This window comes from Streptomyces sp. NRRL F-4489 (assembly GCF_001509485.1).
GTDB lineage: Bacteria > Actinomycetota > Actinomycetes > Streptomycetales > Streptomycetaceae > Streptomyces.
Genome location: NZ_LLZI01000059.1, coordinates 1 through 10,578 on the forward strand (window position 1 = coordinate 1; position 10,578 = coordinate 10,578).

A 10,578-nucleotide genomic window follows, 5' to 3' on the forward strand; every position below is an offset into this window, starting at 1 on the left:
GCGGCGGCCTCCGGGTGCGCGGCGGACACCGGGCGGGCGGTCGGAGCGGCCGCCACCTGGTCGGCGGTCGGCGCCGGGTTCTCCGGGCGGGGGTCGGACGTAGGGGACTTCTGCTGCACGTATCGACCGTAACCGGTGTCGCAGCCGCCCCCTGGCCGCCATGGGCCCCATGCGCCCCACGGCCGGCCCCCGTCCCACAGCCCAGGCGTGCCCTACGTCCCCACCTCCACCCCCACCCGCGCCAGAAACGCCGCCGCGGCCGGTGACGCCCCCAGCGCGCTCCACACCACCCGCTCCGTCCGCGCCGGCGCCGGCCGCACCCGGACGATCCGCAGCCCGGCCAGCCGCCGCGCGAACACCTCCGGCACCATCCCGATCCCCAGCCCCTCCCGTACCAGCTCCGCCAGGAACTCCACCGTGGTCACCTCGTACGCCACCTCGGCCGTCAGCCCCGCCGCCCGGAACACCTCCTCGCGCTGCCGCCGCGCCGCCGACCCCGCCGCGTAGTCCACGAACGTCTCCCGCGCCACCCGCGCCAGCGTCGTCCACTCCCGCCCGGCCAGCGGATGCTCCGGCGGCACCACCGCGACCAGTTCGCCGCGCGCCAGCACCTTCTCCCGTACGCCGGCCGTCCGCGCCCCCGGCACCAGCCCGACGAACGCCACGTCCAGCGCGCCCTGCCGCACCCGTTCGATCAGCCCGTCGCTCATGTCCATCCGCAGGCTGACCCGCACCTTCGGATACGCGGCCCGGAACGCGCCCAGCTCCCGCGCGAGGTTGACGGCACCCACGGTCGAGATCGCCCCGATCGCCAGCCGCCCGCGCACCTCGCCGGTGGCCGCCTCCACCTCGGCCCGGGCCCGTTCCGCCGCCGCGAGCGCCTGCCGGGCGACCGGAACGAACGCTTCCCCGGCGGCGGTCAGCCGCACGCTCCGGCTGGTCCGGTCGAAGAGCCGGGCCCCCAGCTCCTTCTCCAGCCGCGCGATCTGGTGGCTGAGCGCGGACTGCACCACATGGCAGCGCTCCGCGGCCCGGGTGAACCCCCCGGTCTCGGCCACCGCGACGACGTACCGCATCTGCTGAAGCTCCACGCCGCGATCGTAAGCGCGCCCCGCCCTCCGCTGATCCATCTCCATTCACGATCGATGCGATGAAAACTATGCGTTGGACCGATCACCGCCCTCACCCGGAACCTGTTCCCATGACCTCCGCCGCACAGCCAGCGCCCCTCACCCGGACCGCGTCCGCCGAGCCGCCGCCCCCCGCCTCCCGCCTGGGCCGCGGCACCCTCCTCCTGATGTCCGTCGCCGCCGGCCTCTCCGTCGCCGGCAACTACTTCGCCCAGCCCCTGCTGGACGTCATCGGTCGCGACCTGCACCTCTCCCCCGGCACCGCCGCGCTGGTCGTCACCGTCGCCCAGACCGGCTACGGCCTCGGTCTGCTGCTCCTCGTCCCCCTCGGCGACCTGCTCGAACGCCGCCGCCTGACGGTCACCCTGTGCGCGCTGACCGCCGCGTTCCTGGCCGTGACGGCCAGCGCCCCGAACGCCGCGCTGCTGCTGGCCGGCACCGCCCTGACCGGCCTGACCTCCGTCGCCGCCCAGGTCGTCACCCCGTACGCGGCGACCCTGTCCGCCCCCGCCGAACGCGGCCGGACCGTCGGCACCGTCATGACCGGCCTCCTGCTGGGCATCCTGCTCGCCCGCACCGCCGCCGGCCTGCTCACCGGACTCGGCGGCTGGCGCACCGTCTACTGGGCCAACGCCGCCCTGATGCTGCTGATAGCGCTCCTGCTGCGCCTGCGCCTCCCGGCCCTGCGCACCACGGTCGGCCTGCGCTACCCGGCCCTCCTGCGCTCCACCCTCGCCCTCTTCGCCAACGAACCGGTACTGCGCCGCCGCGCACTGCTGGGCGCACTCACCTTCGCCGGCTTCAGCGTCCTGTGGACCGCCCTGGCGTTCCTGCTCTCCGGCCCGGCCTACGGCTGGCAGGAGTCGGCGATCGGGCTGCTGGGGCTGGTCGGCGCGGCCGGTTCGCTGGCCGCGACGGCGGGCGGGCGCCTGGCCGACCGGGGCCTGGCCCACCACGTCACCGGCGCCGGCGCGCTCCTGCTCCTGGCCTCCTGGGGCCTGCTGGCGGCCGGCGGCACGGGCGGCGCCTGGTCCCTGGCCGCCCTGCTCACCGGCATCATCATCCTGGACCTCGCCGCCCACGCCATCCACGTCAGCAACCAGAACCTCGTCTACGCCATCCGCCCCGACGCCCGCAACCGCCTCAACTCCGCCTACATGACCAGCTACTTCACCGGCGGCGCGGCCGGCTCCGCCCTGACCTCGGCGGTCTGGGGCCTGGGCCGCTGGGGCGCGGTGTGCGCGCTGGGGGCGGCCCTGGCCGCGGCCGTGACGGCGGTCTGGGCGGTGGACCGCCTCAGGCCCCCAACTCCCCGCCCCTGACCGCCGCGACGAACGCCGCCCAGCTCGCGCCGGAAAACACCAGCGCGGGCCCGGCGGGCCGCTTGCTGTCCCGAACGGGGACGGTGGAGTGGCCTCGGGCTACTTCCAGGCAGTTGCCCTGAGGAGTGTCTCCGCCGCTGTAGCTGGACTTGTACCAGCCGGTGAGCGTGGACGAGTCGGAGACGGTGTGCTCACTGCTGACCATGTGCGTGTTCCTCCGCTACGGACCTGACGAGGGCCAGTGACTCCTGTTGCGACAACGCGTCGCTCAGAGCTAGAGCGTAGGCGCTCTGACTGGAGGCCACCATCGCCGGATCGTCCATCAAATTGCCGGACTGGAAGCCTTCTACGTAGGCCACGGGGGCGGAGTCCTCGAAGCTCATGAGCGTGAGATCACCACCCAGGAGCGCGTGTGCGCCCACCCTGAACGGCAGGACGTGCAGCCGCAACCGTCCCACCTCGGCCATGGCCGCGATCTTGTGCAGCTGCGCCGCCATTACCTGCGGACCGCCGACGCGACGCCGCAGCACAGACTCGTCGAGCAACGTCCAGACCACCGGCTTCGCCGGGCCGTCGAGGATCCGGCCCCGCTGGGTTCGGGTGACAACCGCTTCGTCAAGCTCCTCTCGCGTGTGGTTCGGGCGGCGCGCGGCGAACACCGCCCGCGCGTAGTCGCCGGTCTGCAGCACGCCAGGCACCAGCGAGAGCGCGAACTGCTGGATCAGCTTGGCCTGCTTCTCCAGCTCCACCACCGCCGCGAAGTAGTCGGCGAACTTCGACTCCAGGTCCTCCAGCCACCGGAAGAAGAACCCGTCCGTGCCCAGCGCCCGGTCGATCCGCTTCGCGTCGTCCGGCTTGGGAAGCCGTCGGCCCGCCTCGAAGTGGCTGATCAGCGTGGGCGAGCACACCACGATCTCGCTCAGCTCCTCCTGCGTCATCCCGGCGGCCACGCGCCGGATCCTCAGCTCCTCCCCGTACTTCTCCCGCTGCGTACGGGGCCGGTGGCGCTTCTGCATGGGCTAACTCCCGGAGTTGAAAGGTCCGTTGTCAGGCTCAGCCTCCTAGCAGCGTAGGCAGCGAAACCCCGATTCTGTGAGGGATTCACCACACAGCGTGAATGAACGCGAGGGCCCTCGCGACCGGCGTGCACCGGCCCGAGGGCGTGGCCCTCAACCCCACGGAGGTTGACGACATGACCGAGCCTATTCCACAGCTCCTGGATGCCGGGCGGCTTCTCCCCTGGACGAGCCCGGAGGGGAAGCCCTGCTATCTCCTCGCGAGCGACGGGACCGGCTACGTCTCCCGCATGGCCGACCGGATCGAGGCGGAGCAGCTCGCGTCGGCGGCCGTCCTCCTGGAGGAAGCCGGGCAGCTGCTGCGCACGCGGACCTGGACGCCCGGCGAAATCCACCTGCTGGCGGTCGACTTGGCCATGTCGCTCACGAACGTCCGCCGGGTGGCGGTGAGCCGGGGCGCCCGGCTGCCCGCCCCCGCCCACGAGACCCCCGACCGGGAAGACCGTGAGAGGGAGGCCACGCGTCCCACCTGAGCCGACGGGCTCAGCTCACCCTTCCGGTCCGTCCTGCGGGGAGCGCTCCGGACGCTCCCCTGAAGGATGCCGCGCCCCTCGCGGCACGGTGAGGGAAAGGCCCCGCCCGCCCGGCCACTCCGGCCCGGCCGGGCGGGGCCGTACGGCCGGGCACACCTCGATTGGATGGCGGGGAATGCTCTGCTCCCGAGTAATCACAGGATCTCATCCACACCATCGCCCGTCAGCTCTAGGAGAACCCATGCCCGACATCACCTGGGAAGACCCCTTCTGCGCGGAAGGCAACAACTGCTTCCGCCTCGGCACCGACGCCGACGGGAACGCCTACATCGCCGTCAACGGCAACGAGGACCACCACCTCACCGACTCCATAAACGCCCTGCGCACCCTCATCCGCGACATCAAGGCGGGCAAGGCGGATCACTTGCTCTGATCTTCTCTACCGGGCTACCCATCCCCGGCTTCGGGACGGCCGGACCGTCACGTGGTGGCAGAACGAGCCAGGGCGCCGAGAAGCCGCTCGACCCCAGGGGCCGTCGCGTGCTTCGCGAAGCCGGGGGCCAGCCCGCGGATCAGCGCGGTGCACCGGGGCGCGCCGATGCGGTCCGCCATGGTGAACGCGGTGTGCGCGGCATGGGCGGCCTGGTCGATCTCTCCGGAGCGCAGATAGTTCTCGGCTTCGTAGGCGAGGAACACCGCCCGGGTCTTCTCCCGGGCCGCGGGCAGCACGTCAGTACCTTCCTGGATCAGGGTGTGGGCCCGGCGGGCGTGCCCCAGGTCCAGCAGGCACCGGCCGGTGTCCACGGCAAGGTCGGAATGGGACATCCACGTGCACCACGACGGTGCGGTCCCTGTGCCGGCCGCCCGCTCGAAGTGATGCTCGGCCGCCCCGAGAGCCCGGGTGCACGGGCGTTCCTCGCCGAGGGCGGCATGGGCACGGGCCTTGCGCACGTACAGCACCGACCGAGCAGCCGGATGCAAGGGCCTGCGCAGGGCGCCGTCGAGGATGGCCACCGACGTGGCCGGGTCGCGCAACCACAGCGCCTGGTAGGCGAGGTCGGAGAGGACTCCGGCTCCCAGATCCCGGTCGCCCGCCGCGTGGGCGCAGTGCACGGCGGCATGCCAGAAGCGCGCGGCGGAGGCGTGCTGACCGTGGTCGAAGCGGTGCCAGCCGACCGTCTGCGCCAGCGACGCGGCGAGCCGGTGCAGCCGCTCGCCGACCGGCTCGGTGTAACGGCCCTCCTCGATGAGGCCGGTGACAATGGCCAGTTGGTCGTCGAGGAGCGGGGCGGTGTACTGGCGCTGCACCGTGGGGGCAGCGGTCAGGCTCTCGCTGATGGATTCCAGAGAGCTGACCAGGTCGGCGTCCACCGGCCGTCCCTGGTGCGCCGCGGAGAACGCGGCGGGGGTGGCCGTCGCCCATTCGAGGGCGAAAGTGGTAAGGGACGCGGCGGTGTACGCGACGAAATTGCGGCGGTCCATGCGGGCGGCGATGGCCTCTCTGAGAGCGTCGGCGGTGGAATGCGCGGCGAGCGCGCGGGGCTCGTCTTCTCCAGGGAGCCAGCCCGGCCAGCCGAGCGCGGGGACGAGGGCCGGATCGATGCCGAAGACGTCGGCCAGGAGCGTCTGCGAATCCCTGTCGGGCACGGCGCGGCCGGTCTCCCACTTCCACACCCGCTGACGGTCAACTCCTGATCGCAGTCCCCGGCGCCGGGCAGCCGCGCGCAACCGGGCCGCGAGGTCTGCCTGCGACCAGCCGCGCAACGTCCGGGCGTAGGCGAGAGGGTGTCGGATCGCGAGGTCCACGGACTTCATCCCATCATCTGGGTGCGGCCGAGAATACCGTCGCGCCAAGCGGGACTACACCAGGACTACAGTCAACTCCTTTGCCACCTCGAACAGTTGGGCTGTACTCGGAAATGCCCCCGCCGGCCGGCCGGGGTACCGAGTCAGCTTCCGGACTGCTACCGGGCGAGGAGGACAGGTGTCGCCTTCCACATTCGCAACCGCCGTCAAGTCGGCGCCCGGCTATCTCGATGTCGCGGCCAACACCCACGGGGAGGAGAAGGCGCTGCTCGCGCTGCGTGCTCTTGACCGGGTGGGGACGGACAGCCCCCGCCTGGTGGAGGTCGGGCCGGGCGGCGGGGCGGCCGTGGCGTTCCTGGCCTCGCGGCTTGCCGAGGGCGGGCGGCAGGAGAAAGACGTCCACCTCACTGTCGTGGAGGCCCCTGGCGTGGTGTCGGACGCACTGGCCTCCGCCATCGCGGCGTTCCGCCGGGTGGGGACGTGCGACCTCGTCACCGGCTTCGCCCAGGACCTCCCGCGTCTCCTGAGCGAGCCCGCGGACGTGGTCGCCGCCTCGGCGCTGATGCACGAGGTGTACTCCTACGGTGACGGCTACAGCGGACTGCACGGCCTGATCCGTACGATCCCCACGGTGCTGCGGCCCGGCGGCATGTTCGCCTACCGGGATGTGTACGCGGTCAAGGCGCCATCCCTCCACGACCGGGTGGTGCAGACCTACAGCGCGCTGTCCTGGGTGCGGTTCCTGCGGATGTTCCTGCCGCAGTACTTGCGGGAGGGAACGCACCCGTACCACCGGTCGGCGGACGTGGTGGTGGCCCGGCAGGACTCGCGGATCGTCCCACCCTGGGAGCTGAACGACACCACCAGCGTGCTGGCCTCGGCGCCGGTGGGGGTCTTCCGGGAGATCCAGCGCCACTACCTCACCCTGCGGGATCACCTCTGGCGTTCCGGCGTGCTGGGATTCGTTCCCTATCTGGACGGCCCCCTGGCGCCGGACTGGATCGACGCCAGGCGCGGTCACAAGCGGGTCCACTTCACGCTGACGGACACCGCGTGGCTCCCCACCTCACGGAAGACGATGCTGCTCGCCCTCAGCGAGCGGTACACCGATCACTACACGGTGGACGGGGACATCTTCGACGAATGCACCGACATCGCACTTTCGGCGTTCCTGGAGCTCGCCGACCGCGGCGACGGCGCCTGCGCTGACGTCTGGAAGAACTGGATCACCCGCGAGGGCAGGGAGACCTACGCGTACCTGACTCTCGATGCGCTGCTCGCGGCCTTCGCGGTCGGCTCCGCGGAGGCCCGGCAGGACGAGCGAACGGTGCTCATGCCGGTGACGGCGGCGGACGTGATCCGGCGCGACCGCGCCTACTACAACCGCTACCTGCAAAGGAATCTCGCGAATCCGCTCAGGGACGCGAAGCAACTGGTGCTCTTCGCCAACATTCCGGTCGGCGACTCGCGGTCGTTGGAAGACGGGATGCACTGCCTTCGGCAATGGTGCAGCAGGGCGAATCTGGCCCGTGTGTACGCGGCCGCGGGGTGGCGGGCCGCGGAGCCGGTCACGGAAACGGACACCTATTACAGCCGTCCCGATGTGGATTACCTGGTGACGGTGGAATGCCTGCGGGTCCGCTCGCGCGGCGATGCCACCGAGATCACGTACAAGCCGCCGTCCACCGGCCGGAACAGCGTCGACGGCATGGTCGCCAAAGAGGAGACGAACGTGGCGCTGGCCGGAGGTCAGGCCGACGTTGCCAACCGGCTCCTCGAATGCGTCGGGATGCGGCTCCTGGCCCGGGTGGCGAAGCGGCGTACGGCCTATCGCCACACCGGGCACCCGGACGCCGTGGTCACCATCGACACCGTGGCGGGAGCGGGCACCTTCGCCGAAACGGAGGTCATCGCCGCCGAACCGGACGCGGCTGCCGCGCTCGTCGCGCGGATCGAGCAGGGGCTGGGGCTGCTGGAGTGCCCGACCGTGGACCTGCCGTACCGCGATCTCGTCCTCAGGGCGGCCGGGGCGGTCGGGTAAGTACTAGGCGGTGCCCGCCTCGGCCGCCAGTATCGCGTCGCGGTAGGCGCGGGCTGCTGCGCGGAGGGCGGATTCCGGGTCGACGCCCTCGGACTCGGCGCGGATGGCCAGGGAGAGGAGTTCGTAGCCGATGCCGGGGCCGGTGGGGAGGGGGACGGTCAGGCCGGCCGTGCGGGCGCGGGAGGCGAGTTTGGCGGTGAGGGCGAGGCCGGGCTGGGCGAGGGGGATGCCCTCGGTGAGGGAGGTGCGCTGTTTTTCCTCGGCCTTGGTGCGGCGCCAGTGGGCCTTGACGTCCTCGGGGGTCTCGGCGGGCTCGTCGCCGAAGATGTGGGGGTGGCGGTGGAGCAGCTTCTCCACGATCGTGCCGGCGACGTCGTCGATCGAGAACGGCTCGTCGGGGTCGTCCTGGGCGATGCGGGCGTGGAAGACGACCTGGAGGAGGACGTCGCCCAGCTCCTCGCGCAGCGCCTCGCGGTCGCCCTCCTCGATGGCCTCGACCAGCTCGTACGCCTCCTCCAGGCCGTACTTGGCGAGGTCGCGGTGGGTGCGGGTGCTGCTCCAGGGGCACTCGGCGCGGATCCGGTCCATGACCTGGAGGAGGTCGAGCAGGCGGGCGCCGGGGAGGTCGTAGGAGCCGGGCAGCAGCTCCAGGTCGGGCATGGTCTCGCGGCCGGAGCCGGCCAGCCGGGCCAGGCCGTCGGTGAGCGCGCTCTCGCCGTCGGCGGAGGTGATCACGACGGCGGTGCGGGCGCCGGGGACGCAGTAGTCGACCAGCTCGCGGGCGGTGGGGGCGGCGATCTCGACGTCGATGCCGGCCTCGCGGAAGTAGGGCAGCTGGGGGTGGTCGGCGTCGGCGCAGAGCACGCGGTCGGCGGCGCGGAGGGTCTGCCACGCGAGCCAGGACAGCAGGCCGGGGGCGACCCGGTGGCTGGTGGTGAGCAGGACCAGGCGGCCGGGGGCGGGGGCAGGGCCGGGGGTCGGGGTGGTGTCTGCGGCGTCGGCGTTCACGTAAATGAACGTAACGCATGGGACTGACAGGGAGGGGTGGGGAGGCGGGCCGGTCGCCTTCCCGGCCCGCGCGGCCACGAGTGCCCCGCCCCGGCCGCCCCGCTCCCTCAGACCTGCCGCGGCCGCTCGTTCGACGGGACGATCCAGGGTTCGTTGGTTTCGGTGAGGAGGACCTGGCGGTCGTCCCAGGTGCCGTAGCGGGGGTTGACGTCGATGCCCATGGAGCGGGAGGTGCGGGTGAGGGCGGTGGTGAGGGTGCGCTGGCCCTCGGGGGTGCGGCGGTCGGCGTGCAGGTGGCGGGCGAGGCCGTCGAGGAGGAGCTGGTTGCGGACGGTGGCGTCGACGCGGTCGGGGGCGATGCCCTGCTGGAGCCACATCAGCTTCAGCCGGGCGGGGCCGCCGGCCTGGTCCTCGGCGGAGGCGCGCCACTTCTGGACGTCGGCGCGGGTGACCGTCACGCCGGCGTCCCGGGCGGCGCGGGCCAGGACCTCGTCGAAGATCATGCCGTTGAGGGTGGAGAGGCCGAGCCGGCCGGTGTTGGCGATCAGCTGGTCGCCCTGGGGGGCGGCGGCCTGGGCGGCCCGGACGTCCTTGACCCGGGCCTGGAGCTGGGCGACGGTGATCCGCTTGCCGTCCACCACGGCCGCGGCGCCGGGGTGGTCCTGCGTACCGCAGGCGGTGAGCAGCGGGGTCGCGGCCAGCAGCGCGGCGGCGGCGGAAACGGAGAGCGCGGTCCTACGGCGGAACACAGGGCCTCCCGGAGTGCCTTGGTTACCTGGTGACGACCTTGAGTGATCGAGCTTAGGGAGTCGGCGGGGCGCGGGCCACCGCTTCGGCCAACGAGCCGCGCGCCGGGTCGGTTGCGGGGGCCGGCGGCTCAGCCCTGCATCTGGCCCAGCCAGTACAGCGTGCGGCGGATCTCGGTCGGGAAGGCGTGGTGCGGGCCGTGCAGGCGCTCGGCGTCGTACAGGAGGCGGGAGAGGGTCTCCTTGGCGGCGCCGTGCTCCCCCTGGGCGAGGAGGAGGTGCCCTATGGAGCGGCGGATTTCGAGGGGGCGTACGGGGTCGTCGGCGTAGTGCTCGAAATACGGGAGGAGGGCGCGGTACTCCTCCAGGGCCTGGGCGACCTCGCCGAGCTGCTCCAGGCACTGGGCGGCGTCGTGGTGGAACTGGAGGGCCTGGCGGGTGGCGCCGGCGCCGGACTCCTTGGCGTACTCCTCGGCCAGGATGCGGAGTTCGGGCAGGGCGCGGCGGTACTGGCCGTCGTCCATGAGGGTCGCGGCGTACTGCTTGCGGAGGGTGCGGACCACCGGGGAGTGCGGGCCGTGGCGTTCGGCGGCGGCCGGGAGGATGCCGCCGAGGATGTCCACGGCGCGGGTGATGCGGCCCTGGTCGAGGAGAAGTTTGACCTCTTCGACGGCGGCCGCGACGTCCGGGCCGGCGGGCGCGGGGGTGCGCGGCGCCCCGGTGGCGGCGGGGCCGTACCCGGGGGGCGCCGGGTCCCCGTAGGGCGCCGGGGGCCGGGCGGAGTCGGCCAGGGCGCCCCAGGGGACGTCGCCGGCCAGGGAGGCGCGCGGGTCCGGGACGGGCCCCCGGGCGGGGGCGGCGGGCGCGGGCCCGGGGACGTGCGGGGTGGCGAGCACCGTGGGGGTGGGGGGGGCGGCGGCCGCGCGGGCCGGCCAGGGCTCGTGCGGCCGGCGGAACGGGCGGGTGGGGTCCATCG

At 72.8% G+C, this 10,578-nt stretch carries 10 protein-coding genes and 1 pseudogene; 4 read left to right on the forward strand and 7 right to left on the reverse strand.

Going from position 1 to position 10,578, the window contains the following annotated elements:
- Positions 1–212: 212 nt before the first annotated feature.
- The gene (locus ADL22_RS07480) at positions 213–1,091 is read right to left on the reverse strand and encodes a LysR family transcriptional regulator (protein ID WP_066974979.1); all 879 of its coding nucleotides are present in this window, start codon (positions 1,089–1,091) and stop codon (positions 213–215) included.
- Between the two features lie 206 nt (positions 1,092–1,297).
- Here ADL22_RS07480 and ADL22_RS07485 point away from each other — a divergent pair, with 206 nt between their 5' ends.
- Entirely contained in the window at positions 1,298–2,452 is a 1,155-nt protein-coding gene (locus ADL22_RS07485; RefSeq protein ID WP_234430586.1) for an MFS transporter, read from the forward strand.
- Here ADL22_RS07485 and ADL22_RS07490 read toward each other — a convergent pair.
- A complete protein-coding gene (locus ADL22_RS07490) occupies positions 2,427–2,657 on the reverse strand; it encodes a DUF397 domain-containing protein (protein ID WP_066974981.1) in 231 nt (76 codons plus the stop codon). The genes ADL22_RS07485 and ADL22_RS07490 overlap by 26 nt on opposite strands.
- Entirely contained in the window at positions 2,644–3,468 is an 825-nt protein-coding gene (locus ADL22_RS07495; RefSeq protein WP_066974983.1) for a helix-turn-helix domain-containing protein, read from the reverse strand. The genes ADL22_RS07490 and ADL22_RS07495 overlap by 14 nt, the downstream gene beginning before the upstream one ends.
- Positions 3,469–3,569: 101 nt before the next feature.
- Between ADL22_RS07495 and ADL22_RS07500 the strand changes: the two genes are divergently transcribed.
- Both ADL22_RS07500 and ADL22_RS07505 read left to right on the forward strand, forming a co-directional pair.
- A complete protein-coding gene (locus tag ADL22_RS07500; RefSeq protein ID WP_420711546.1) occupies positions 3,570–4,001 on the forward strand; it encodes a hypothetical protein in 432 nt (143 codons plus the stop codon).
- Positions 4,002–4,242: 241 nt separating this feature from the next.
- Complete coding sequence (locus tag ADL22_RS07505) at positions 4,243–4,434, forward strand: hypothetical protein (protein ID WP_066974985.1); 192 nt, start codon at positions 4,243–4,245, stop codon at positions 4,432–4,434.
- Between the two features lie 47 nt (positions 4,435–4,481).
- Here the strand turns inward: ADL22_RS07505 and ADL22_RS07510 are convergent, their stop codons facing one another.
- Positions 4,482–5,816: a helix-turn-helix domain-containing protein gene (locus tag ADL22_RS07510; protein WP_066974987.1), complete on the reverse strand. Its 1,335-nt coding sequence runs from the start codon at positions 5,814–5,816 to the stop codon at positions 4,482–4,484.
- Positions 5,817–5,985: 169 nt separating this feature from the next.
- Here ADL22_RS07510 and ADL22_RS33615 point away from each other — a divergent pair, with 169 nt between their 5' ends.
- Complete coding sequence (locus tag ADL22_RS33615) at positions 5,986–7,848, forward strand: class IV adenylate cyclase (protein ID WP_079063914.1); 1,863 nt, start codon at positions 5,986–5,988, stop codon at positions 7,846–7,848.
- 3 nt (positions 7,849–7,851) lie between these two features.
- On the opposite strand, the gene ADL22_RS07520 is transcribed toward ADL22_RS33615, so the two are convergent.
- The 3 genes and pseudogenes from ADL22_RS07520 to ADL22_RS07530 form a co-directional block, all read right to left on the reverse strand.
- On the reverse strand, positions 7,852–8,856 hold the full coding sequence (locus ADL22_RS07520; RefSeq protein ID WP_066974989.1) for a nucleoside triphosphate pyrophosphohydrolase: 1,005 nt from the start codon (positions 8,854–8,856) through the stop codon (positions 7,852–7,854).
- Between the two features lie 107 nt (positions 8,857–8,963).
- Complete coding sequence (locus tag ADL22_RS07525; RefSeq protein WP_066974991.1) at positions 8,964–9,605, reverse strand: SurA N-terminal domain-containing protein; 642 nt, start codon at positions 9,603–9,605, stop codon at positions 8,964–8,966.
- Positions 9,606–9,733: 128 nt separating this feature from the next.
- Positions 9,734–10,578: pseudogene (locus ADL22_RS07530) on the reverse strand (serine/threonine protein kinase); the annotation flags it as partial.